The 23,039-nt window shown below is 70.7% G+C and carries 20 protein-coding genes; 9 read left to right on the plus strand and 11 right to left on the minus strand.

Annotated elements, in window-relative coordinates:
- The first annotated feature begins 41 nt into the window (after positions 1-41).
- From ABD269_RS29295 to ABD269_RS29310, 4 genes are read left to right on the plus strand one after another with little or no spacing between them, the layout of a single operon-like run.
- A complete protein-coding gene (locus ABD269_RS29295; RefSeq protein ID WP_344122757.1) occupies positions 42-1,490 on the plus strand; it encodes a CoA transferase in 1,449 nt (482 codons plus the stop codon).
- Positions 1,491-1,531: 41 nt separating this feature from the next.
- On the plus strand, positions 1,532-2,725 hold the full coding sequence (locus ABD269_RS29300; RefSeq protein ID WP_344122759.1) for a CaiB/BaiF CoA transferase family protein: 1,194 nt from the start codon (positions 1,532-1,534) through the stop codon (positions 2,723-2,725).
- Between the two features lie 15 nt (positions 2,726-2,740).
- Positions 2,741-3,916, plus strand: a complete 1,176-nt coding sequence (locus tag ABD269_RS29305) for an acyl-CoA dehydrogenase family protein (protein WP_344122761.1) — start codon at positions 2,741-2,743, stop codon at positions 3,914-3,916.
- Entirely contained in the window at positions 3,916-4,980 is a 1,065-nt protein-coding gene (locus ABD269_RS29310; RefSeq protein ID WP_344122763.1) for an acyl-CoA dehydrogenase family protein, read from the plus strand. Before ABD269_RS29305 ends, ABD269_RS29310 begins: the two co-directional genes overlap by 1 nt.
- A 35-nt stretch (positions 4,981-5,015) precedes the next feature.
- On the opposite strand, the gene ABD269_RS29315 is transcribed toward ABD269_RS29310, so the two are convergent.
- Together ABD269_RS29315 and ABD269_RS29320 are read right to left on the minus strand one after the other, a co-directional pair.
- The gene (locus tag ABD269_RS29315) at positions 5,016-5,210 is read right to left on the minus strand and encodes a hypothetical protein (RefSeq protein WP_344122765.1); all 195 of its coding nucleotides are present in this window, start codon (positions 5,208-5,210) and stop codon (positions 5,016-5,018) included.
- A 13-nt stretch (positions 5,211-5,223) separates the two neighbouring features.
- Entirely contained in the window at positions 5,224-6,075 is an 852-nt protein-coding gene (locus tag ABD269_RS29320) for a helix-turn-helix domain-containing protein (RefSeq protein ID WP_344122767.1), read from the minus strand.
- A 308-nt stretch (positions 6,076-6,383) separates the two neighbouring features.
- Here ABD269_RS29320 and ABD269_RS29325 point away from each other — a divergent pair, with 308 nt between their 5' ends.
- Together ABD269_RS29325 and ABD269_RS29330 are read left to right on the plus strand one after the other, a co-directional pair.
- On the plus strand, positions 6,384-6,854 hold the full coding sequence (locus ABD269_RS29325; RefSeq protein ID WP_344122769.1) for an ATP-binding protein: 471 nt from the start codon (positions 6,384-6,386) through the stop codon (positions 6,852-6,854).
- A gap of 121 nt (positions 6,855-6,975) precedes the next feature.
- A complete protein-coding gene (locus ABD269_RS29330; RefSeq protein ID WP_116214185.1) occupies positions 6,976-7,203 on the plus strand; it encodes a DUF397 domain-containing protein in 228 nt (75 codons plus the stop codon).
- Positions 7,204-7,271: 68 nt separating this feature from the next.
- Here the strand turns inward: ABD269_RS29330 and ABD269_RS29335 are convergent, their stop codons facing one another.
- The 7 genes from ABD269_RS29335 to eccB form a co-directional block, all read right to left on the minus strand.
- On the minus strand, positions 7,272-7,580 hold the full coding sequence (locus ABD269_RS29335) for a WXG100 family type VII secretion target (RefSeq protein WP_301891946.1): 309 nt from the start codon (positions 7,578-7,580) through the stop codon (positions 7,272-7,274).
- 38 nt (positions 7,581-7,618) lie between these two features.
- Positions 7,619-8,008, minus strand: coding sequence for a WXG100 family type VII secretion target (locus ABD269_RS29340; RefSeq protein WP_301891947.1), 390 nt, complete (start codon positions 8,006-8,008; stop codon positions 7,619-7,621).
- Positions 8,009-8,026: 18 nt separating this feature from the next.
- Entirely contained in the window at positions 8,027-9,223 is a 1,197-nt protein-coding gene (mycP, locus tag ABD269_RS29345; RefSeq protein ID WP_344122773.1) for a type VII secretion-associated serine protease mycosin, read from the minus strand.
- A gap of 33 nt (positions 9,224-9,256) precedes the next feature.
- Positions 9,257-10,672: a WXG100 family type VII secretion target gene (locus tag ABD269_RS29350; RefSeq protein ID WP_344122775.1), complete on the minus strand. Its 1,416-nt coding sequence runs from the start codon at positions 10,670-10,672 to the stop codon at positions 9,257-9,259.
- A 13-nt stretch (positions 10,673-10,685) separates the two neighbouring features.
- Complete coding sequence (locus tag ABD269_RS29355; protein WP_344122777.1) at positions 10,686-11,168, minus strand: hypothetical protein; 483 nt, start codon at positions 11,166-11,168, stop codon at positions 10,686-10,688.
- Positions 11,169-11,281: 113 nt separating this feature from the next.
- Positions 11,282-12,691, minus strand: coding sequence for a type VII secretion-associated serine protease mycosin (gene mycP / locus ABD269_RS29360; protein ID WP_425573006.1), 1,410 nt, complete (start codon positions 12,689-12,691; stop codon positions 11,282-11,284).
- A gap of 47 nt (positions 12,692-12,738) precedes the next feature.
- Positions 12,739-14,337 carry a type VII secretion protein EccB gene (gene eccB / locus ABD269_RS29365; protein WP_344122781.1) on the minus strand — a complete coding sequence of 533 codons (1,599 nt, stop codon included), beginning with the start codon at positions 14,335-14,337 and terminating at the stop codon, positions 12,739-12,741.
- A 132-nt stretch (positions 14,338-14,469) separates the two neighbouring features.
- Here eccB and eccE point away from each other — a divergent pair, with 132 nt between their 5' ends.
- Positions 14,470-15,747 (plus strand): type VII secretion protein EccE, encoded by a 1,278-nt coding sequence (eccE, locus tag ABD269_RS29370; protein ID WP_344122783.1) that lies wholly within the window; start codon positions 14,470-14,472, stop codon positions 15,745-15,747.
- Positions 15,747-16,499, plus strand: a complete 753-nt coding sequence (locus ABD269_RS29375; protein WP_344122785.1) for a hypothetical protein — start codon at positions 15,747-15,749, stop codon at positions 16,497-16,499. Before eccE ends, ABD269_RS29375 begins: the two co-directional genes overlap by 1 nt.
- Before the next feature lie 89 nt (positions 16,500-16,588).
- Here ABD269_RS29375 and ABD269_RS29380 read toward each other — a convergent pair whose 3' ends face one another.
- Entirely contained in the window at positions 16,589-18,385 is a 1,797-nt protein-coding gene (locus tag ABD269_RS29380) for an outer membrane protein assembly factor BamB family protein (protein WP_344122787.1), read from the minus strand.
- 401 nt (positions 18,386-18,786) lie between these two features.
- Between ABD269_RS29380 and ABD269_RS29385 the strand changes: the two genes are divergently transcribed.
- Complete coding sequence (locus ABD269_RS29385) at positions 18,787-21,975, plus strand: SCO5717 family growth-regulating ATPase (protein ID WP_344122789.1); 3,189 nt, start codon at positions 18,787-18,789, stop codon at positions 21,973-21,975.
- Between the two features lie 60 nt (positions 21,976-22,035).
- Here ABD269_RS29385 and ABD269_RS29390 read toward each other — a convergent pair whose 3' ends face one another.
- A complete protein-coding gene (locus ABD269_RS29390; RefSeq protein WP_344122791.1) occupies positions 22,036-23,001 on the minus strand; it encodes a bifunctional riboflavin kinase/FAD synthetase in 966 nt (321 codons plus the stop codon).
- Positions 23,002-23,039: the final 38 nt, after the last annotated feature.

A 23,039-nucleotide genomic window follows, 5' to 3' on the forward strand; every position in this document is an offset into this window, starting at 1 on the left:
AATGCGGGCGCTCGCACAGCGCCGGGAACGAGCATCCCGGCATGACTTCGAACATGCTGATCACGACCGGGCCGACGCCGACACCGCCGTCCACCGGCGCGATCGTCTCCCAACTGCTGCACGCCCTCGGCGACCCCGAACCGGCCCGGGGAGCCGAGGACATCACCGTCGTCGGGGCCGATCCCCTGGTGCCCTCGGTGCACCGCCTCGCCGATGCCATGTCCGCCGCGATCGGTGTCTTCGGACAGCAGACGGCGGCGCTCGGTGAACAGCGCGGGCACCGGCACCAGAGGGTGGAGGTGCAGGCCGGGGCCGCGATCGACCAGCTCATGGCGACGTATCACACGACGCTGTCGGGGCGCCCGATCGGTGTCCTGCTCGACGATCCGGCGCTGCTCGGCAACAACGACTTCTACCGGGCGCGCGACGGCCGGTGGATCTTCATCATCACCACCTATCCGCATCTGCGGGACGCGGTCCACTCCGTGCTGAGGTGCGGGCTCGACAAGGTCGGGATCGCGCAGGCCGCGGCCGGCTGGGACGCGTTCACGCTGGAGGAGGCCATCTGCGCGTGGGGCGGCGTCGCCTGCGTGGTGCGCAGCCGGGACGAGTGGCTCGCGCACCCCGCGGGGCGGTATGTCGCGCAGCGTCCGGTCGTCGAGATCGAACGCGTCGGTGACGGACCGGTCCGGCCTCTGGAGCCGATCGGTGAGGCCGATGAGGCGCTCGCGGGCGTACGGGTGCTCGATCTCACCCATGTGATCGCAGGTCCCGTCGCGGCGCGACTCCTCGCCCAGTTCGGCGCCGATGTGCTGCACCTTTCGCGTCCCGACCGCCCCGACCCGATCCCGATGATCGCGATGACCGGAGGCGGCAAGCGCAACGCCTACTGCGACCTGCGCGACGAGCGCGACCGTGCGGCCTTCCACGACGTACTCCAGGAAGCGGACGTCTTCGTGCACGCCTACCGGGGACTCGCCCGGCACGGGGCGTCGACCGAGGAACTCGTCCGGCGCCGCCCCGGACTCATCACCCTCGAACTCCATGCCTGGGGCTCCGAAGGCCCCTGGGGCGAACGCGGCGGTTTCGACCAACTCGCCTGCTCGGCCACCGGATTCGCCGTCGAGGAGTGGACCGACCGGCCGTCGCTGCCGCCGACGTACCTGCTCAACGACTACCTCGCCGCCTACCTCGGGGCCGCCGCCGTCGCAACGGTCCTGCGTCGGCGTGCGACGGAGGGCGGCTCCTGGCGGATCCGCGTGACCTTGGCCGGGGTGTGCCACTGGGTGCAGGAACTCGGGCTGCTGGCCCGGGAGGACGTACTCGATCTGCCCCGGCCCGGGCGCGCGCCGTTCGCCGCGCTGTCGACCACCGGGACCGATTTCGGCCCGCTCACCGAACCGGCGACACCGTTCGCGTACAGCGGGCGCACGGTCCCCCAGCCAGGCCGGCGTTCCCCGCTCGGGTCTGCTGCGCTCCAGTGGCGTTAGACCACTTCTACCCCCCTTCTACCTCCAGGAGGCACCGGAAGATGTCCGAGAAACCGAGCGGACCGTCCGGCCGCGGACTCCTCGCGGGAGTCCGCGTCATCGAACTGGCCAGCGTGATCATGGCCCCGTACGCCGCCCAGCAACTCGGCGACCTGGGCGCGGACGTGATCAAGGTCGAGCCGCCCACGGGCGACATGACGCGCCATTACCCGCCGCGGCGCCACCCCGGCATGGGCGGCCCGGCACTCAACCTGAACCGCAACAAGCGCAGCGCCGCCATCGACCTCAAGGCCCCGCACGGCCGCGACGCCCTGCTCGCCCTGCTGCGCACCGCCGACGTCTTCATCACCAACCTGCGCCCGCAGGCCCTGGAGAAGCTCCGCCTCGGCTACGACGAGGTCGCGGCCGTCAACCCCGGCCTGATCTACGCCAATGCTCAGGGCTTCCGCAGCGACAGCCGCTACGGCACCCACGCCGCCTACGACGACATCATCCAGGCGGCCAGCGGCCTGGTCTGGCTCAACCACAAGGTCTCCGGCCAGCCGCACTACGTTCCCACCGTGCTGGCCGACAAGATCTGCGGCATGCAGATCGTCCAGTCGGTACTGGCCGCGCTGCACTACCGGGAGCACGGCGGCACCGGACAGCACATCGAGGTCCCGATGGCCGACACCATGCTCGCCTTCAACCTGGTCGAGCACCTGGGAGCGGCCGCCCTTGAGGCCGACGGAGAGTTCGGCTCGGCCCGCTCGCTCAGCCCGCAACGCCGCGCCCAGCGCACCGCCGACGGCTGGATGTGCATCCTGCCGCACAGCGACCGCAACTGGCGGGACTTCACCGCCTTCGTGGGCCGCCCCGAACTGGCCGCCGACCCGCGCTTCTCCACCGGCCCCGACCGGGCCCGCAACGCCGACGCGTTCTATCCGCTGCTCGCGGAGCTGACGCCGCGGCACACCAGCGCCGAGTGGCAGGAGTTCTGCGACCGGGCGGGCATCGCCGCCGCCCCCGTGCTCGACCTGGAGTCCGCCGCCACCACCGCCTACGCCCAGGAGGGCGGCCTGCTGCACGAGGCCGAACACCCCACCGAGGGCCGCTACCGGGTCATCGGCCGCCCGGTGCGCTACTCGGCCGACCCGGAGCCGGAGCTACGGCCCTGCCCGGGCATCGGCCAGCACACCGACGAGGTGCTCCGCGAAGCCGGCTTCGACCCTTCCCTGCTGCACTCCACACACTGACGGAGCGAATCACTCATGTCTCCTTCGACTTCGACACTTTCCCCGATCGCCTTCCCCGATGTCACCCTGCCCGAATCGGCCCACCGGCTCCGCGCAGAGGTCCGCGCCTTTCTCGACGAGGAGCGCGCCCGCGGCACCGTGCTCGGCCGCCCCGACTCCTGGCTGGCCGGCTGGGATCCCGGCTTCAGCCGCCGCCTCGCCGAGCGCGGTTGGGTGGGCATGGCCCTGCCCACCGAGTACGGCGGCGCCGGCCGCGGCTTCCTGGAGCGCTATGTGGTGATCGAGGAACTGCTCGCGGCCGGCGCCCCGGTCAGCGCCCACTGGGTCTCCGACCGGCAGGCCGGCCCGTCCGTCCTCCAGCACGGCACCGAGGACCAGCGCCGTTTCTTCCTGCCGAGGATCGCCGCCGGGCAGTGCTTCTTCTCCATCGGCATGAGCGAGAAGAGCAGCGGCTCCGACCTTGCCTCGGTCGCCACTCGCGCCGAACACACCGCCGATGGCTGGCGGTTGACCGGCACCAAGATGTGGACCGGCGGCGCCCATGTCAACGACTACGCCATCGTGCTGGCCCGCACCGACGACGCCGAGGACAGGCACGCCGGCCTCAGCCAGTTCATCGTCGACCTGCGCGCCCCGGGCGTACGGGTCGAGCCGATCCGGCTGATGAGCGGCGAGCACCGCTTCAACGCCCTCCACCTCGAAGGCGTCGACGTCCCCGACGGCATGCTGCTCGGGCAGCGGGGCGGCGGCTGGAAGCAGGTCACCGGCGAACTCGCCTTCGAACGCAGCGGCCCGGAACGCTACCTGTCCACGTTCCCCCTGCTGGTCTCCCTGCTCCGTGAACTGGAGCAGCGCCCGGCCACGGCCGAACAGCTCACCCGGATCGGCATCCTGGCGGCCCGCCTGCACAGCGTCCGCCGACTGTCCCTCGGCGTGGCCGCGGCCCTGGACGCCGGAGCCTCCCCCGACACCCAGGCCGCCCTGGTCAAGGACCTCGGCACCCAGCTGGAAGGCGCGCTGGTCGACACCGTCCGCAGCATCCTGCCGACCCCGGCCGATCCGCACGCCACCCCCGGCAGCCACCCCGAACTACTCGCTTTCGCCCTGCTGCACAGCCCCGGCTACACCCTGCGCGGCGGCACCAACGAAATCCTTCGCGGCATCATCACTCGTGGCCTGGAGCAGCACTGATGAACACCCACACGATCGACACCGGCGCCCCCGTCATCTCCGCGGACGCCTACGGCACCACCGCCTTCTACGCCGATGCGGACGCCATCGCCACCGTCGCCAACACCACCGCCCCCGACGCCGTGGCCCTCCCCTCCGAGGACGCCTCCACCGCCGAACTCCTCGCCGCCGCCCGGGAAGCAGGACGCCGCGCCGTCCCCGCCCCCCTCGCCGAGACCGCCCTGGTCGCCCGCCCGCTGCTGCGCCGCGCCGGCCTCCCCGTCCCGGGCGGCCCCCTCAGCTACGCCATCGCCCCCGAGCTCACCGTCCGTTACGCCCACCCGGCCGACTCCCCCGTCGGCTCGACCGGCTGCCTGGGCGACGACGACACCCTGCTGGTCACCGGCACTCTGCGCCGCGTCCCCTGGGCCCGCGCCGCCACCGCGGTGGTCGTCCTGGCCACCGCCCCCTTCGGCCCCGTCCTGTTCACCCTCGCCCCCGACCAGGCCGTCCTCACCCCCGGCGGCAACCTCGCCGAGGAACCCCGCGACGACCTGTACCTCGCCGCCCTCGAGATCCCCGCCTCGCAGGTCCGCCGGATCTCCCCCGAACTGCTGGACGAGGCCCGGCTCCGTGCGGCCCTGGCCCGCTCCGCCCTGATCGCCGGCGCCGCCGAACGCTGCGTCGACCTGACGGTCGCCCACACCACTGCCCGCACCCAGTTCGGCCGTCCGCTCAGCCGCTTCCAGGCCGTCAAGCAGGAAGAAGCGCGGCTGATCGAGGAGACCGCCCTGGTCCGCACCGCCGTCCAGGCCGCCGCCCCACTCGACCCCGGTGGCCCGGCCGCACGCGTCGCCATCGCCGCCGCCAAGACCCAGGCATCCGCCTCGGCCGCCGAGATCGCCCGCATCGCCCACCAACTCCACGGCGCCATCGGCATCACCCGGCTCAACCCGCTGCACCTGGCCACCACCCGCCTGTGGTCTTGGCGCGACGAAGACGGCGACGAAACGTACTGGGCACGCCGCCTGGCCCGCTCCCTCACCGCCACCAACCTCTGGCCCACCCTCACCGCCACACCCTGACCCCTCGGGAGGACGCGGCCGGGCGTGGTGCTTGCTTATACGAGGTGGTCGAGGTCGCCTCTCTTGGCGGCTTCGATGAGGTTGCGGAGTCCTTCGCGGGTGGTGGCGATCAGTTCGTCGGGGCGGGTTGTTTCGCGGATTATGGGGGTTCCGGCCCGCGTGTGGCCTATCTGAAGGCAGGCGTTGCCACCGCCCCCGCAGAGTGGTTCCTGCCACTGGATCTCGGACATCGTTTCCCCTTCTTCAGATCTGCTGGGCGATCGAATGGATGAACTGGCGCGATTCGCGCTCGTCCAGGGCGCAGAGCTCCATCTTGCTGAAGAGCCGCCGGTAGTTGGCGAGCTGCTCCTCGGAGTCGACGAACACGGAACCGTAGGACGTGTCGAGCTGCACGGTATCCAGGGGCGGAACAGTCGCACACGCGTAGAGAACGGTTTGCCCCGCCCCGGGAAAGCCACCGGCCTCGAACGGAATGACTCTGAGGCTGACGAGGTCACGTTCGCCGAAGTCCAGCAGATGCTTCAGCTGGGCACGCGCGACATCGCGGCCGCCGAACTGCATACGCAGTGCGCTCTCATGGATGATCGCGTCGTATGCCGGAGGGTCCTTGCGGTCGAGGACTCCGCAGCGCTGCAATCGATGTGCCACCCGGGCATCCACCTGCTCGGCCGGGAGTTCCGGGATGACCATGTCGAAGATCGCGCGGGCGTGGTCCTCGGTCTGCAGAAGGCCGGGAATGTGCGAAGTCAAGGCGTTGCGAAGCCGCTTGGCGTGCCACTCGATCTCGGCAATGTCGAGGAAGAAGTCAGGCAGCACACCTCGGTACTCCTCCCACCACTCCTTGTCCCGCTCGTCGGACATCGTCACCAGCGCATCGATCAACGCCTCGTCGGCGCAGCCGTAGTTACGGGCCAGTGTGCGGAGACGGTTCGGAGTGACGCCGACGCGTCCGGCCTCCAGGTGACTGACCTGGTACGCCTTGATGTTCACCGCCGCACCGGCTTCCGGCGCGCTCATCCCCGCGGCCTCGCGCAGCTTGCGCAGTTCGATGCCCAAGCGCCGTTGCCGTTGGGTCGGATGGCTCCTCGACGGCATGCCTGCCCCTCCTTGTGATCTACCCGAAGCATGCCGTGCGGCCGCCCGTCAGGTCCACCGACAGGGTTGTCTTTGCAGACAAGGTTGTCCGGGCAGCGCCGGTGCCCCTACATTCAGTAACGCACCGCTCACACGTGAGAGCACCGGAAGTGCACCGCGCGAGCGTGCCCGTCTTTCCCTGCGACGGGCACGCCTGCGCCCAGGGAGGCGAGCCACCGGTGGCCACCTGTGCGCGGCTCCATCACATCACCCTGCATCTGGAGTGACCGCGCATGAACTTCGCACCCTGCATGCCCGATTCGTCACCCGTGTCCACAAGCACCGGGCCCATCCCCAGCAACCTCGACTACTCCCTCGGGCTCCCCGGCGGCGCGTACTGCCTCCGTATGGCCCGTAAGACCGTCGATCGCCTCCTGCGCGCGCACGACCTCGCCGACATGGCCGAGCTCGGCGTGCTCGCGGCGTCCGAACTCCTCGCCAACGCCTACCTGTTCACCCCGGGGAAGGCAACGAACCTGTCCATTCGGTGGCGGTTCGGCGTGCTGCGGCTCACCGTGTTCGACGAGCACCCCCGGCACCCGAAGGCCGAACGGGAGGCCTGCCGGGCGCAGCGGCGGGCCGCGCTTTCCATGCTGGATGCCGCGCTGGACGCCAGCGACAGTCTTTGTTGCGGGCTGGACGAGGTGGGCGGGCCGACGGCCGGGAACAAGCTGTGGGTGGCGTTCTCGCGGGACGCGGCGCGGAACTACGACCGGCTCCGAGGTGGCCGTGATCGGTGATCCACCGATGACGCGGCGTCTCCGGGAGTACGCTGCTCACGTTGAATCTCGCGGCGCCAACTCATGTGCGCGCGCCGCGATATGGCGGCAACATCGCACCCTGAAAGGCGGCCTCTGCCCCATGGACCCACATGAGAAAGACGAGCTCTACGCGATGGACATCTCCGGCGTGGAGTGGCTGAGCGCGCCGGACGCCACGACAGAGGTGCGCGTCGAGATCGCGTATCTCCCGGGCGGCGCGGTGGCAATGCGGTCGTCGGCCGAACCGGAGGTCGTGCTGCGCTACACGGAGAGTGAGTGGCGGGCCTTTGTGCTGGGCGCGCGGGACGGCGAGTTCGATCTGACCTGAGCGTACGGAGTGGGGCGGGCGGGCGCGTCTCGCCGCGTATTGCCCGCCCACCCCACGGCCGTGGGCCCTCAGTAGCTGATGTCGAACAGCTGGGAAGCCTTGCGGTCCGTGTGCCGGTAATCCATGCTGCCCTGCTTGATCTTGGCCGAGATCTCGGTCAGGATCCCGTGGATGTGCGTACCGCGGGCGTCGAACTGCGCCTTCGCCTGGAGCATCATCTGGTGGGCCTCGCCCTCCCAGCCGTGCGTGACCTCGTTGACCGCGGCCCAGATGTCCTTCAGCTGCTGGTCGACGACGCCGGCCGCCTTGCTGATGTCATCGGCGGTCTTCTCGACCGAGCTGTAATGAACCTTGAGGTCGTCATTCGCCCCGGGCATGTGCCCCCCTTGTGGTGGTTGTTTCTTCGGAAGTGCTTCTAGTAGCTGCTGATCTTGCTTTCGAGACCGGCGCTGACACCGGCGCTCGCGCCCAGGGAACCGAGGTGCCCGCCCGGGGCGGAGCCATTCACGTCGATCTTGTTGAAGGTCGCCATGATGTCGGCGTCGTTGGCGTGGCTGGACTTACGGGTCAGCGACACGGCGTCGTGAATGCCGTCGATCAGCCGACGCAGGGCGTCGTGGTCGTCGTTGAGCGCGAGCTGTGCGGTACGGAATGCCTGGGCACCGGCGCCCGTCCATGCGGCCTCGACGGTGGCGATGGCATCGGCCAGGGCACGGAGGTTGGCCGAAAGGGCCTCGCTCGTCTCCCGGATCTTGCCCTCGAATTTGGTGAATGCTGGATCACTGATCTTCTGAGTGTCCGACATGCTTCGCCTTTCTTGTTGTTACGGCTGGGTCGGGTAAGTCGCCTTGGCGCGGCGGCGCATGACGCCGAAGCCGATGGCCGCAGCGGTGATCACGGCTGCGCCTGCACCCAGGGCGACCCAGGTAATGGTGCCGATGCCGTCGTCAGTGGCGGTTGCCGCGGCAATGGGCTTGCCGGCTGCGGACGAGTTCGGATCGGAATCGGAAGCGGACGGCTTGGGTGCGTTGGCCGCGAGGAGGGGGTTGACGTTCGCGGGGCCCGGGTCGCCTTCGCCGTCCACGAGCACCTTGCGGGGGCGGACGCTGCCGTAGCCGAGGTATTTGCTGGGCATTTTGGCGCCTGCGGGCTTTCCGGCCGTGTCCATCATGACGCGGAGGACTTGGTTGTTGGTCCAGTCCGGGTGCTTCGCCCAGATGAGGGCGGCGGAGGCGGAGGCGATGGCGGTGGCTTGGCTTGTGCCGCCTGCGATGCAGTAGCCGGAGCCTTTTTCGCAGTGCTGCACGATTTCATCGCCGAAGGCCACGAGGCCGACTTGGTTGCCGTAGGTCGAGAACTTGGCGACTTTGCCTTGACGGTCGATTGCTCCTACACCGACGACTCCCGGGAGAGCCGCAGGAAAGGCCGGCTCATTCGCCTTGTCCCCGTCATTGCCGGTGCTGGCAAAGATCAGGCTTCCTTTTCCAAGCGCATAGTTGACAGCAGATTGCGTCTTGGTGAAGTTCGCAGGGACCCCCAGAGCCCCCTTTGAGATATTAATGACCTTGGCGCCATGGTCAGCTGCATATCGGATGGCCCTGCTGATCAGCGGGTCAACGGCATCTACCCTCTGGTCAGGCACGGCTTTGATTGGGAGGATCTTTGATTCAGGGGCCAAGCCCTGAATTCCTCCGTCAGCTCCTGAACCGGCAATCAGGGTAGCCATGTTCGTCCCGTGACGCTCACTGTCCATGTGCGCGTCAGTGGGATTGTTCGAGGTGTCCGTGCCCTCCAACACCAGCCCACGCAGCTCAGGGAGAGAGGCGTCCACGCCCGTATCGATCACAGCCACCGTGATCCCCTCGCCTCTACTCACCTTCCACATCTGTTCCGCTTGCATATCGTCCAAGAACCACTGCCTCGAGTGCTCGTCTTGTGCCGCTGCCGGAGTCGCGACACATGCGAGCACCACCGCTAGCAACGCCGAGGTCCGCAGAGCGCGCTGAGCCGGAAATGGCATGAGGCCGTGGTCCCCTTCGTGAGGTCTCGTGAGCTATTCGATGACTGGAGGCACGACGTTCCCGCGGCCTCTGGTCCAGGTCTCTTCGTCTTCCACCAGATAGTCGGGCCTGCTGCTGGAGCGACGACGGCCACTGCCTGAAGAGTTGACTCCAGAGTGCGGCATCACGCCCGGCGGCTGACTTCGTACGAGGCCTGAGCCGCCCTGCGTGAACTCGGAGCGTCCTTCACGCGGTGCACGCAGGCCACCAGCAGTACCGCCTGGTTCTGTGGCAAGCCTTCGGCCTGCGTAGCCGTTTCTCGGGCCGGGAGTGGCGCCACCGACGGGATGGCCGCCCATACCCATCGGGCTTCCTATCCGAGTGCTTGAGCCCCCAGCGGTGCCTCGCGGTCCCGCCGCTGTACCCGCTTGAGGTCCATTCACGGTCCGCTCTTCACCCACTACCGTGCCTCGCGGCAATCGCGGGACGGCAGACTGGCTACCCGAACGGGCGGGCATGCCACCGACGATCCCATCTTTACCTCCGGCCCGAGGGATGCCTTCGGGCCGGGGTGTGCTCACTCGTTCGGGGCGGCCACTGGAGGGACTGTGCGGTACTTCGATCCCACGTTGCGAGCTGGAGGGCATGGCAGGTACCAAAGGTCCTGGCATAGCAGGGACTCTTGGACCTGGGCCATCACCAGGGAGGCGCGTGACCGGGTGCCTTGTCGTGTTGTCCGGAGCCTGCGGGAGTGCCACAGAGTCGATCGCCGTATGCGCAGGCCGGTCAGTACTCAGCCCTGTGCCGAGTTGACCATGCCGTCTTTCATCAGGAAGGTGCGAAGGTCCGCTGAAGGCCGCACCGCCCGCGCCACCGGCAGCCACTGCAAACTCATTGCGACCTGCTCCCCCGCCTCCTGCAACTCCCCCTGTCGGCACTGAGGCGCTGTCTGAGCGCTCACGACCTTGAAACGACGGGAAGATCCCGTCAGGCAACGTCGGAAACTTCGGCTCCTCCAACCCCGCCACATCCGTATGCACCGTCCGGTAGTACGAATCCAACCGCTCCATCGCCTTGATGGCTTCCTGGCGGTTGGACTCCGCCCCGTCCAGTCGCGCCTTCTCCTTCGCCGCATCCGCGTAGCACGGTTCCACCGCAGGCATGGACGACTTGGCCTCGCCCAGGCTCTGGCCCGCGAAGCCGATGTTGATGCCGACCTTCAGCGTGTAGTCGGCCAGTTTGAGGGTCTGCTTGGCGAGCTCCGCGCCCCAGTTGCGGAATGCTTCGCTGCCCTCGCCCTCCCACTTGACGCGCTCCACGTGTGCCTGGATTTCTCCGCCGAGGTCGTTGATGTCGGTGAAGGCCTTCAGCAACGCGTCCGCGGCGTCGTTGATCTGCTTCGGCCGGCCGCCCGCCACCATGGCGTAGAGCTCTTCGAGCGTGGCGTCGTCGAACTTCCCCTTGCCCATTCGCCTGTCCCCCTTACGCGGTCTCGGACCCGAGGTCGGACGCGCCGCTGCGCTCCGGCTTGGGCTCGTGTCCGCCGGGCGCCGAGGCGGGCTTGCCAGCCGTCGGGTTGTGGTAGTTCTTGCGCACGCGCTCTTCGATCGCCCGCAGTCGGGCGGCCTGTTCGGCGTCGATGCCGTCGTATCCGCGCTCGGCCACGACGGCCGCGATGCCCATCGACTCGACCTGGTCGCCGAGGATCTGGGACAGCGTCTGCAAGCGGTCGTGGACCTTGTCGTAGAGCTTGGCGAGGTCGTCGGCGGAGCCGAAGCCGGTGCCGTACGCGCCCTTGGGGATCGCCTGGTGGCTGATGGCCTTCTGTGAGGCCGGCGACTTCTCCAGCTCGGACATGATGGTGTCGATCCGGCTCTTGAACTTCGTCAGCGTCTCGGCTTCCTTCGCCAGGTTGCTGCCGCCGAACGGCCTCGGCTCCGAATCACCCGCGTCGTGTTGCTGCACCCCTGCCCCTCCCCTGTGGCATCCAGCGAGACACTACGCCACTCACGTCACGCTCGGCACGAATTCCATGGTGCCGCCACGCATGCTGTCGGCGCCTGAGTACGCGTACTCAATCAGGCCGCCCGACGCCGCCTCAGATCCCGTAGGACCACCGCCACCCCCGCGATCGCGGCCACCAGCAGGGCCGTGCCGCCCAGGCCGTACGTGGCGAGGCGTTCCTGGCGTTGGGACGGGGACTCGCCGATGGCCACGGGGGCCGGGGCGGGGGCCTTGGCGCGGTGGGTGGTGGGTTGGTCGGAGGTGACGCGGTCGATGGGGTGGGCGTCGTCGGTGAGGGCGCGGACCGGGTCGACCACGCCCCAGCCGATGTAGCGGTCGTGGCCGTTGGTGGCGCGCTCGGCGGTCTGCTCTATCTGGGCCACGACCTGGTTCTGCTTCCAGTCGGGGTGTTTGGCGCGGATGAGGGCGGCGACTCCGGCGACGTACGGGGCGGAGAAGCTGGTGCCGTTGTCGACGCACTGGCCGCCGAGGGGGACGGTGGAGACCATTTCCACGCCGGGGGCCGCGACGCCCACGAATTCGCCGGGCTGGGAGAAGGGCGCGCGTTCGTTGTTGCGGTCCGAAGCGGCAACGGCGAGGACGCCCTTGTAGGCGGCGGGGTAGGTCTCCTTGACGTTGCCGTCGAGGCCGTCGTTGCCCGCGGAGGCGACCACGACGACGTCCTTGGCGAGGGCGTTCTTCACCGCGAGTTCCAGGTCGGAATCGGGTTTCAGCGCCTTCGCCGTGTCCTGGGAGATGTTGATGACCTGGGCTCCGGCCGTGACGGCCAGGTTGATGCCCTGGGCGAGGGTCTGGGAGGTGCCGGTGCCCTTTTCGTCGTTCTGCCGGATCGGGATGATGACGGATTCGGGAGCGAGGCCGACGAATCCGCTGCTGGAGGACGGGCGGGCCGCGATGATGCCGGCGACCTTCGTGCCGTGGCCGACGAGGTCGAGTGTGGGGTCGAGCTGGGCAGCCGGCTTTTCGGGCTCGGGTTTCGGTGTTGGTTTCTCCGACGGCTTCGGGGGCGGTTTCGCCGACGCGGAATCCGAGGGCTTCGGGGTGGGCGGTGCCTTGGGCGCCTCCGAGGGCTTCGGGGTGGCCTTCGGGGTCGCCTTGTCCGCCTTTTTGAGCTCGTCCTTCAGCCCGGTCGCCAGGGTGTCGTTCGCCGCCTCGCGTACGCCCACCCCGTCCGCGGCACTCGCTTGCGCACCCGCCAGCAGATCCGCTCCGCTCTTGGCGTCGACGGCATCCTTGAGCTGGGGGTTGTGGATGTCGACCCCGGTGTCGATGACGGCCACGCGCACCGGGTGCCCGTCGCTGTCCTTGCCCTTGGTGTCCTGCCAGAGCTGGTCGAGGAGAACGCGCTGGAGCGACCAGGGGGTGCCCTTGATGGGCTTCGCGGGATATCTGCATTCGCCGCTGCCGTCGAGGGCCACGGGAATCCGGGCGGACGTGGCCGAGGCTCCCGCGACGGGTGTCATGAGTGCGGCGGCCGCCAGCGCCATGGTGATGCGTCGCATGTCGTTCCTCACGATCCCTGCGGCTGCCGGGCGCTGTTGGCGTCCAGCCGCGGGCCCGTGGGGAGGAATTGCGACCAGTTGGCGGGGACGGCCATGGGATTCACGTTCTGATAGCCGAGCCGGGTGCGGGCCGTGTCGGATTCGGGAGATGCGGCGGACGGCGAGCTCTCAGGGGTGCCTCCGTCCGAGCCCGGGGACGGCGCGGGATTCTCGCCGATCTTCGACTTTCCGGTGCCGCTGTCGCCGTTGGACTGCACCGCGTAGCGCAGGCCCGTGTCGGTGACGAGGAAGATCGAGCCGCTGGTGGTCTGATGGCCGGTCACCTGGCGGTAGAGAAGTCCGGAGCCGGGGGTGACATAGGCGCTCGTCGCGCCGTCGGGGATGGTCGCCGGGTAATCCGTACCGGCCCAGGTGGCGAGATCGGGGGTGCCTCCGGCGGAAAGGCCGCCGAAAATGCTGCACACCGTCTTCCTGGCAGCGCCGCCCGCGGCCGAATCCTGGTTGTTGGCCTGCTGGGGTACGCGCGAGGGCCAGTGGTACTTCCCGTAGAACTCCTCGTCGTCCGGCGTGAAGGCGGCGGCGCTGACGTGCTCGGGCGTGCCCGCCTGGCCGAGGGACGTCAGCATCTTGCTGTTGAGGAGCAGCTTGGCGACGAATTCGGAGACGCGCTGGACCTTGCCCTTGAGCACGAGATAGTGCTGGGTGCCCGTGCCGGTGGGGGCTTCGAGGACCGTGCCGACGCGGTTGGCGTTTCCGGGCAGGGTGCTCACACCCGCGTCCGCGCCGACGTCACCGCGGAGCTCGGGGAAGACGATGGGGGCTCCCTCGTTGAAGGTCGCCAGCCAGTCCTTGGTGACGCGCTGCGGCTGGGCGCCGTCGCGGAAGAGGGAGCGGAGCAGCAGGTTGTAGTCCGGGGTGTCCGCGAGCGCTTTCCACTCCGGGCCGCCGAGCAGGTATTTGGTGCCCTGCGGGTCGATGAGATAGCGGGCGTCGTCGGGGCCCTGTACGTAAAGGGCCTGATTGCCCCGCAGGCGGTCCGATCCGGTGAGGTGTTTGAGTTTGGGGTCGCGGTCGGCGAAGAGGAAGACGGCTTTCTGCGTGGTGTTGCCGTTGCCTCCGGGCTGTTCGCAGACGGCCCACTGCTTTTTCCTGCCGGCCTCGTCGACGCCGGGCATGCGGTCGGGGGCGTACGGAATGCCGAGCGTCGGGCCGCGCGGGATGTGGCCGTTGTCGAGCTCGGACTCCTTCACCTTGATGACGGTGGATTTGTCGGGGGTGAGGAGCAGTTTGGCGGAGGCGAAGTTGAGGACCGGGTGGAGCTGCTTTTTGTTGTCCGTCTCCAGGACGACATAGCGCGTGGTGGATTCGCTGCCGACGATGACGTGGGCGGCGGTGTCGTCCCAGCCCTTGGGCGCGACCGGCCTGAACATGCCCCAGGCCCCGAATCCGGCGACGAGCACCGCCCCGACGACGAGCCCGGGGAGGACCGCGCGCAGCGGGCGCGGGGCGCCTTCCTCCGTTCCGCTGGGGGAGGGTTGCAGAAAGGCGGCGACCGTTCGCTTCTTCGCGAAGGTGTACGCGTTGAGCTGATCCCGGCGTGATGCCATGTGTCGCCGCTTCTCCCCAGTGGTCGGCTTCGGTTGACGGGCGCTGCCGGACCCTGCCCTCGGTCCGGTTGTCGTACCGGCCCCCTACTATGCCGGTAGGGGATCAGCGTGAGGCGAGGGGGTTTGTCAGGCATGGGTGCCGCAACGCGCGTACGGGCGCCGGGGGTCACCGCTCCGGCGGGCGCGGTCACGCCGCGGGCCGTGTCGGGGCCCGGGGGTGTGGGGCCGGTCAGGCTCCAGCAGCTGGTGCTGGTCGAGGTGGCCCTCGCGCTGGTGCTGGTGGCGTGGGTCGCGGGCCCGATGTGGCTGGCACCGGCGGCCGTGGTGGCCGCGGTGCTGCTGCTCCTGGCGCTCGTGCGCCGCGGGCAGCGGCCGATAGCGGACTGGCTGGCGACGGCGGTGACGCTGCGGCGGCGCGCGGCGCGGGCGGAGGCCGCCCCGGTGGGCACGGACCCGGGGTTCGCCCCGGTCCTGGAGTGCGAACCAGCCTTGCGGACGGGCTCCTTCACCGACCGTGAGCGGCGCGAGGTGGGCGTGGTCGGGGACGGCACGTTCCTGACGGTGGTGCTGCGGGTCGACGCGGTCGACGCGCCTCTGCGGCCGCTGCGGACGGAGAAGGCACTACCGCTGGCGCTGCTGCGGGACGCGATGGACGTCGACGGCATCCGGCTGGAGTCCATACAGGTCGTGCAGAGCACGCTGCCCGCGCCCGCCCCTCATCTGTCGGCGGAGGCCCTGGCGGCCCGCAACTACCTGCCGCTCCAGGCGATGGCGGGCACCCCGGCCGTGCGGCAGACATGGGTGGCGCTCAAGCTCGACCCGGAGCTGTGCCGGGAGGCCGTCGAGGCGCGGGGCTCGGACGTGGAGGGCGCGCGGCGCTGTCTGCTGCGGGCGGCCGACCAGCTGGCGAGCCGCTTGCAGGGGGCCGGGTTCCGGGCGGAGCTGCTGTCCGAGGAAGGGCTGACCGCCGCCGTCTCGACCGCGGCGAACGTCAACCCGACGGCGTCGGCGCAGGCGGGCCGCAGTGGCATGCCGGTACGGCGGACGGCGGAGAGCCCACGGGCCTGGCGGTGCGACGACCGGTGGCACAGCACGTACTGGCTGGCGCGCTGGCCGCAGTTGGGTCCGGGGGCCACTCCCCTGCCTCAGCTGGCCGCGCTGCTCACCTCGCTGCCCGCGCTGTCGACGACGCTGAGCCTGACCCTCGGGCGCGGCCGTACGCCCGGCGGCCGGCACACGCCGAGCATGGCCGCGCACGTACGGGTCACCGGCCGCAGCTCCGACGAACTCGCCGACGCCCGGCGGGAGCTGGAGCGGGCCGCGCGTGGAGTGAAGGCCGGTCTGGTCCGGCTGGACCACGAGCAGGTGCCCGGTGTCCTCGCCACGCTGCCCTTGGGAGGGACCCGCTGATGACCACCGCGCTTCCGCCCGATCCCGCTCCCGTCGCGCCCGGAGCCGCCCGGCGCCGTTTCGGCTTCGGGCTGCTGGGGCCGCGCCGTGGGCGGCACGAGCTCGCCCCGGAGCAGTTCGAGTCGCTGGCACTGCCGGTCGGTGACGACGGCGTGGTCATCGGCACCGACCCCCACGACGCCCCGGCCGTCCTCGGCATCGGCCGCCCCGCCCCCTTCGACGCCGTCCTCGTCGGCGGCGCGTGGACGGCACAGGTCATCGCGCTGCGCACGGTCGGCACGGGCGCCCGCGTCGCCGTGGAGACCGGCCGCCGCCGGCTGTGGACCTCGCTGGCGCAGGCCGCCAACAGCGGCCAGCCGTGCGTCACTCTGCACGACGTCGGGCGGGTGCCGCCGCAGGGGGCGTCGGTGCACAGCCCCGTGCTCGTGGTCCGTGACTGCGGTGCGCGGCCGCCGCGCGGGCGGGTCGTCGCCGCGCCCTGGCAGCCGGTGCTGACCCTGCTCCCGTTCGTGGGCCCGGAGGCGCCGCGCCTGATGGCGAGCGCGGATCTGGTGGGCGTCCAGCGGGTCTCCCCCGAGGAGGCGGCCCAGCTGGGACGGCTCCTCGGGCTGTCGGCGGACGACGTCTCGGCGTTGCCGACGCTGGGGGACGGCGTGACGCTGTGGTGTGCGCGGCGGTCGCGCATGTACGTGGACACTCGGGCGACGGGGCCGGAGGCCGGGCTGCTGGGGGCTGCGCGGCGGATGGACTGACCGAGGGGGGAGCGGGGCGGGAGGTTTTCCCCTGCCCGCCCCTTCCCGAAACTGGAGGGCAAGCCCCCCGGACCCCGGTCCTCAAACGGCTACTTGCCGAAAGCCAGCAGCATTCTGTTGCCGTCTTCCGACTTACTGCTCGACAGGCGTGTCGAGGCGATGTAGAAGCGGTCGCCCTCGTAGACGTAGCGCGCGCTGAAGAAGTAGTTCTCGGCGGACGTCATGGTTGCCGGTATCTGGAGCAGGACCTTGGGGTCGCCGTCCGAGCCGACGCTGACGACGGAGCCCGCCTTGTCGTACGACGCCTTCTGGTACGCGATGACCTTGTCGCCGTCCGCCTTGAGCGGCATCAGCTCGCGCTTGGCGGTGTTCTTGGCGGCCCATTTGCGCTTGCCGGTGTTGAGGTCGAAGGCGTGGACCTCGTTGCCCGACGAGTAGTTGCCCTGGGTCGGCAGATAGAGGGTGTCGTCCGTGGCGGCCACGCCCTGGCAGCCGCCGAGGTCGTGGTTCACGATCGACAGTCCGCAGGTCGGCGCGTACGCCTGGCCACCGAGGTCGATGACCGAGCGCTCCTTGCCGTCCTTGAGCGCGATGATGCCGCCGGTCTTGTTGTCGTCCGAGACGGAGACCACGGCCGGTTCGGTGGAGTAGATCTTCTTGGTCTGGAGGCCCTTGCGGCCGTCCCATGTCCAGACGGCCTTGCCGGTGGCCGGGTCGACCTTCTCGATGTGCGAGGTTTTGTCGTCGACGCATGTCCAGGAGCGCAGCAGGGCCTTGCCGCCCGCGTAACCGTCGATGCCGCAGCCCGCCTGGATGTCGGGGTTGGCGATGGTCTCGCCGTCGCTGACCCGGATCATGCCGGAGCCGCCGAACCAGGCGGCGCCCATGGCGTTGCCGCTGATGGCCATGTCCATACCGATGAAGCTCTCGGCGAAGCCGCCCGACTTGGGGATGGGCTTGTCCCAGACCTTCTTGCCCGCCTTGAGGTCGAGCATGGCGTAGTTGCCGCACTCGTCCTTCTTGTCGCCGTCGTAGGCCACGACGACCTTGCCGTCGTCCGTGGTGTCCCGGGGCGCCGCGCACACGCGCTTGGGCAGCGGGATGGACCACTTCTCCTTGCCGTCGGCCGTGGCATAGGCGACGACCTTGTCCTGCACGGTCTTGACGGCGTAGTCGCCCATCACCCAGAAGCCCGGTATGGCGGCGCTGGCCTGGTCGACGTCGGGGCCCTTCTGGTCGATGACGACCTTCGCCTCGCCGTCCTGGCGTGCGTCGTTCGGGTCGTTCTCACCGCCGTCGCGCGGTCCCGCGGTGCCTTCGCCGCCGTTTCCCTTGCCGTTCTTGCCCGGGGCGGTGCTGCCGTGGGCGCTGGGCTTGCTCGAACCCTTGTCGTCGCCGGTCAGCGCCCACACTCCACCGGCCGCCGCGACGAGGACGGCGAGGGCCGAGCCGATGATGATGGCCGTCCGCTTCTTGTCCGGACCACCGCTCGGCTGTGCGCCGGGGGCGCCGAAGTGCCCTCCCGGGGGCGGCGGGAAGGCGCCGTACGGGTTGGGCTGCTGCTGTGCGCCGGGCTGTTGCGCGTACGGGTTCGGCGGGTACGGCGTGGGACCGCCCGGAACCTGCTGTCCCGCAACCGGGGGGCCGCCCCAGGCAGGCGGGGCGACGGGCGGGACCGCGGGAGTGGGGGGCGCGGCGGGCGGCTGGGCCGGGGGTGCCGGCGGCGGGGCCGGAGCGGCCGCGGGCTTGGTCAGCGGGACCGAAGGCCCGGCCGGAGCCGGGGGTTCGGCAGCCGGAGCGGTGGGCTGTTGGGGGGACTGCGGAGCGTTCGCGGCCGGATCCTGCGGTGCGCCGAAGCCGCCCTCGGAGGGCTGGTTCGGGGGCATCGGTGGGGGTGGGGGCGGCTGGACCATCAGCGCATACCTCTTGTGTGCGGGCCCGGCGTCCGTTCTGCCTCCCCCCGCGATCCAATGGAACGTCAACATTCCATTGAAAAGGAGCGAATCGGGCGCGGATCCCGCGCCGTCATGGCTTTCGAGCGGGACGTCTTTCTATCACCCGGCAACAGCGGCGCCCGGGGGCGGTTGCCACGGGGGCCGTCGGCAAGGTGGGGACGGGCCTGCCCTGGCGATGCGTATGACGATTAGTCTTGGTGGGTGTACGCACGGGAGAACCGCACACCGGGTCCCTCCCGTCGCACAGGGGGAACCCCGGGCGGTCGGACGACGGGAACGGTCGGGCCCGACAGGCAGAACATGGGCGTCAGACCACACCAGCAGGAGGCAATGTGAGCAGCGATCGGGACGAGCTCCGCGCGGGCGGGACCACAGCCGGCGAGGACCGGTCCGACGCGGGCCACGAGAACGAACCCGACCACACGGGTGAGTTCACCATCGACTACACCCCACCGGCTTGGTACACGCAGAACGCCGTGTCGCCGACCGCCGGTGCGGTCGGCTCCGCCGGCCCCGTGGGTGGCCCGGCCGTCGGCGAGGGTGACGCGGGGCGGACGGCCCCGCCCCCGCCTACGGGTGAACCGCTGGCTCCGCCACTGACTCCGCCGTCCGCTCCGCCTGGTCTGCCGCCCGTGTGGCCGCCGCGCCCGGCCGACGCCATGAGTTCGGACGAGCGGTCCGACCGCGCGCCGTCGGGGGCGCCCGGGTCGGACAACGCGGCGCTCGCACCCTTCGGCGCCGGGGCGGGACCAGCCGAGGAGTTGCCGTTCGGGGCGGAGGCGGTCGACGCCGGGCCTGGCGATGATTACGTACTCGCCGCAGGCGCGGACGCTGAGGCCGGCAACGGCGGAGCACGTCCGACTGACGCATCCGCAGGGGACGGCGAGGGCCGTTCTCCCTTTGGCGCGGCGGTAGTTGAGGTGCCCCACGACGGCGCGGCCCATACGGCTGACGCGCCGCTCGACGACCTCCTGCCCTTCGGCGCCGAGACGGCGGAGTCCGGCCGCCCGACGGACGCGCCTCTCGTCGTCCCGATGCCGTTCGGAACGCAGGCGACCGGCGCAGCCGAGCAGGACGGCGACGCGGCCTCTCTCGGCGGCAACGCCTTCGGCGCGGAGCCGACCGGCGCCGACCGGCAGCGACACATCGACACGGCACAGGCCCACAGCCCCGAACGCCCGGCAGACGCACCCGCGCCTCCGACCGTCCCGCCCTTCGCAGCGCAGGCGACCAGCCCCGCCGAGACCGGCAGCGACCAGCAGCAACACGTCCACGCGCCGCAGGCGCACAGCCCCGAACGCCCGACGGACGCATCCGCGCTCCCGGCCGTCCCGCCCTTCGCAGCAGCACAGGCGACCGGTTCCCCGGAGTTCGGCGGCGACCAGCCGTCGGCCTTCGGGGGCGAGGCGGCCGGCCAGGCCGCGTTCGTCGACGCGCCGCGTCCGCACGTCGACTCAGACGCCGACGCGGCCGACATGGCGCGTCACGACGGCGTGGCCCCCGAAGGCTCCGGCGACGTGCGGAGCGAGGGGACCATGCGGTTCTCCCCCGCCACGCAGCAGGGCGAGGCCGAGAACGGCGTCCGTGAGGGGACCATGCGGTTCTCCGCCATCGCCCCGCCGGAAGAAGCCGCGGACCGTACCGAAGCGCCGCGTCCTGCCGCCGAAGGCACCATGCGGTTCTCCGCCGCCGCTCTGCGGGACGAGGTCGCGGGACGTTCGGAGGAGGCGAGCCCCGCGCGGAGCGACGGCACCATGCGGTTCTCCGCCGTCGTCCCGCAGGAGGAAGGCGCCGACGCGTCGGCTCCCGCCCCGTGGGCCCAGCCGCCCGTGCCCCAGGGGCCGTTGCCTCCGCTGCCTCCGGACTTCCATCCGGCGGTCCCGGCCGCCGCCGAGGCTCCCCCCGCCGCCCCGGCACCCACGCCCCCCGTACCGCCCGCGTACCCGCGTCCCGACGTCGCCCCTACGCCGACCGATGCGCCGCAGGGCGGCTACGGCTACCCCGGCCAGGCGGCGCCCCAGCCTCCGTACGCGCCGACGAGCGCGCCGCAGGGCGGGTACGGCTACCCGGGTCCCGGCGCGCCGGACGCGGCGCCGAATGCCCCGACAGCCATGCCTCAGGCCGCAGTTGGGCAGCCCGTTCCCGCTCCGCAGGCCCAGCCGGGCGTGCCGCCCGGCGGTTACGCGCTGCCGCCCGCCGTGGCGCCCGACAACGGCGCCCTCCCGCCGCTCGCCGAGCCGCCGCAGCAACAGCAGCACCCGCAACAGCACCCGCAGCCGCAGCCCGGCGTGCCCGTGGACCCGCGGTCCGGCGGGTGGCCGACCGTGACGCCCGAGCAGCGGCAGCGGTCCGTGCACGGGGCCCCGTTGGGGTTCACGGCGTCCATGGAGCTGTCGTCGGAGCGGCTGCTGCGGAACAAGCCGAAGCCGAAGAAGCAGGCGAGCACCAGCCGGTTCAAGTTCGGCGGCAAGAAGGAGGAGGCAGAGCGGCAGCGCAAGCTGGAGCTGATCCGCACGCCCGTGCTGTCCTGCTACCGGATCGCCGTCATCAGTCTCAAGGGCGGCGTCGGCAAGACGACGACCACCACCGCGCTCGGGGCGACGCTGGCGAGCGAGCGGCAGGACAAGATCCTGGCGATCGACGCCAACCCCGACGCGGGCACGCTCGGCCGCCGCGTGCGCCGGGAGACCGGGGCGACGATCCGCGACCTCGTCCAGGCGATCCCGAGCCTGCAGAGCTACATGGACATCCGGCGCTACACCTCGCAGGCGCCGTCCGGGCTGGAGATCATCGCCAACGACGTGGACCCGGCGGTCTCGACGACCTTCAACGACGAGGACTACCGGCGGGCGATAGACCTGCTGGGCAAGCAGTACCCGATCATCCTCACCGACTCGGGCACGGGCCTGCTCTACAGCGCGATGCGCGGCGTCCTGGACCTCGCGGACCAGCTGATCATCGTCTCCACGCCGTCCGTGGACGGTGCGAGCAGCGCCAGCACCACGCTCGACTGGCTGCACGCGCACGGCTACGCCGACCTCGTCTCGCGCAGTGTCACGGTGATCTCGGGGGTCCGGGAGACCGGCAAGATGATCAAGGTGGAGGATATCGTCTCCCACTTCGAGACGCGGTGCCGCGGCGTCGTGGTCGTGCCCTTCGACGAGCACCTGGCGACGGGCGCCGAGGTCGACCTGGAGATGATGCGGCCGAAGACGCGCGAGGCGTACTTCCATCTGTCCGCCCTGGTCGCGGAGGACTTCACGCGGGCCCAGCAGCAGCGTGGGCTGTGGACCGGGGAGAACCCGCCCGCGCACCAGGCGCCGCCGGTGCCGGGTGCGTACGTCCCCGGGCAGCAGCCGGGCCAGCCGGGTGCCCCCGGCCCGTACCAGCAGCCGTACGACCCGTACGCGGGCGGCCAGCCGCAGGCCCATCCCTACCCGCAGCAGCCGTATCCGTACGGGCAGCCGCAGCCCGGTGGCGGCTACGGCTACCCCCAGCAGTACCCGCCGCAGCAGCACTGAGCGGACAACGGAGAGGGCCCCGGGCGATATCGCCCGGGGCCCTCTCCGTTCGTCAGCGGTTCACGCCGTGACGTGGGCCGCCTCGTGCGCCGCGACCAGGTCGCGCGCCCGCTTCACATCGCCCGCCATGCACTGGAGCAGCGCCTCGATGGACTCGAACTTCTCCATGCCCCGCAGGTAGGCGAGGAAGTCCACGGCCACGTGCAGGCCGTAGAGGTCCAGGTCGGTGCGGTCGATGGCGTACGCCTCCACCGTCCGCTCGGTGGCGTCGAACTGCACGTTCGTGCCGACCGAGATGGCCGCGGGCATCGCCTCGTCGCCGACGGTCAGCCAGCCGGCGTAGACGCCGTCCGCCGGGATCGCGGTGTGCGGGAGGGTCTCGACGTTGGCGGTGGGGTAGCCGAGCTCGCGGCCGCGCTGCGCGCCGTGGACGACGACGCCCTCGACGCGGTGCGGGCGGCCGAGGATCTCCATCGCGCCCGCGACGTCGCCCTCGGCGACCAGGCGCCGGGTCAGGGTGGAGGAGAACGGCAGCCCGCCGCCCGCCTCACCGGTCACATAGAGGTCGATGACCTCGACGTCGTAGTCGTAGGTGGCGCCGAGCTCCTTGAGGAAGTCGACATCGCCCGCCGCGCGGTGCCCGAAGCGGAAGTTGGGGCCCTCCACGACCAGCTTGGCGTGCAGCTTGTCGACCAGCACCTTCACCACGAAGTCCGCGGGCGAGAGCTTGGAGAACTCCGCCGTGAACGGCAGGATCAGCAGCGCGTCCACGCCGAGCTCCGCCATCAGCTCCGCGCGCCGGTGGTGCGGGGCCAGCAGCGGCGGGTGGCTGCCCGGCCGCACGACCTCGCTGGGGTGCGGGTCGAAGGTCACCACCACCGCGGGGACGCCGAGCGAACGCGCCCGCTCCACCGCACGCCCGATGATCAGCTGGTGCCCCCGGTGCACCCCGTCGTACGAGCCGATGGTGACGACGCTGCGCCCCCAGTCCTGGGGGATGTCCTCCAAGCCACGCCAGCGCTGCACTGTGCCCGCTCCTCGCCCGAACCCGAACTGTTGTCTGT

Source organism: Streptomyces blastmyceticus (assembly GCF_039521185.1).
Taxonomy (GTDB): domain Bacteria; phylum Actinomycetota; class Actinomycetes; order Streptomycetales; family Streptomycetaceae; genus Streptomyces; species Streptomyces blastmyceticus.

Coding starts and splice junctions, on each gene's coding strand:
- ABD269_RS29295 (WP_344122757.1), top strand. CDS start 42: ATGACTTCGAACATGCTGATCACGACCGGGCCGACGCCGACACCGCCG.
- ABD269_RS29300 (WP_344122759.1), top strand. CDS start 1,532: ATGTCCGAGAAACCGAGCGGACCGTCCGGCCGCGGACTCCTCGCGGGA.
- ABD269_RS29305 (WP_344122761.1), top strand. CDS start 2,741: ATGTCTCCTTCGACTTCGACACTTTCCCCGATCGCCTTCCCCGATGTC.
- ABD269_RS29310 (WP_344122763.1), top strand. CDS start 3,916: ATGAACACCCACACGATCGACACCGGCGCCCCCGTCATCTCCGCGGAC.
- ABD269_RS29315 (WP_344122765.1), bottom strand. CDS start 5,210: ATGTCCGAGATCCAGTGGCAGGAACCACTCTGCGGGGGCGGTGGCAAC.
- ABD269_RS29320 (WP_344122767.1), bottom strand. CDS start 6,075: ATGCCGTCGAGGAGCCATCCGACCCAACGGCAACGGCGCTTGGGCATC.
- ABD269_RS29330 (WP_116214185.1), top strand. CDS start 6,976: ATGGACCCACATGAGAAAGACGAGCTCTACGCGATGGACATCTCCGGC.
- ABD269_RS29335 (WP_301891946.1), bottom strand. CDS start 7,580: ATGCCCGGGGCGAATGACGACCTCAAGGTTCATTACAGCTCGGTCGAG.
- ABD269_RS29340 (WP_301891947.1), bottom strand. CDS start 8,008: ATGTCGGACACTCAGAAGATCAGTGATCCAGCATTCACCAAATTCGAG.
- mycP (WP_344122773.1), bottom strand. CDS start 9,223: ATGCCATTTCCGGCTCAGCGCGCTCTGCGGACCTCGGCGTTGCTAGCG.
- ABD269_RS29350 (WP_344122775.1), bottom strand. CDS start 10,672: ATGGGCAAGGGGAAGTTCGACGACGCCACGCTCGAAGAGCTCTACGCC.
- mycP (WP_425573006.1), bottom strand. CDS start 12,691: ATGACACCCGTCGCGGGAGCCTCGGCCACGTCCGCCCGGATTCCCGTG.
- eccB (WP_344122781.1), bottom strand. CDS start 14,337: ATGGCATCACGCCGGGATCAGCTCAACGCGTACACCTTCGCGAAGAAG.
- eccE (WP_344122783.1), top strand. CDS start 14,470: ATGGGTGCCGCAACGCGCGTACGGGCGCCGGGGGTCACCGCTCCGGCG.
- ABD269_RS29375 (WP_344122785.1), top strand. CDS start 15,747: ATGACCACCGCGCTTCCGCCCGATCCCGCTCCCGTCGCGCCCGGAGCC.
- ABD269_RS29380 (WP_344122787.1), bottom strand. CDS start 18,385: ATGCCCCCGAACCAGCCCTCCGAGGGCGGCTTCGGCGCACCGCAGGAT.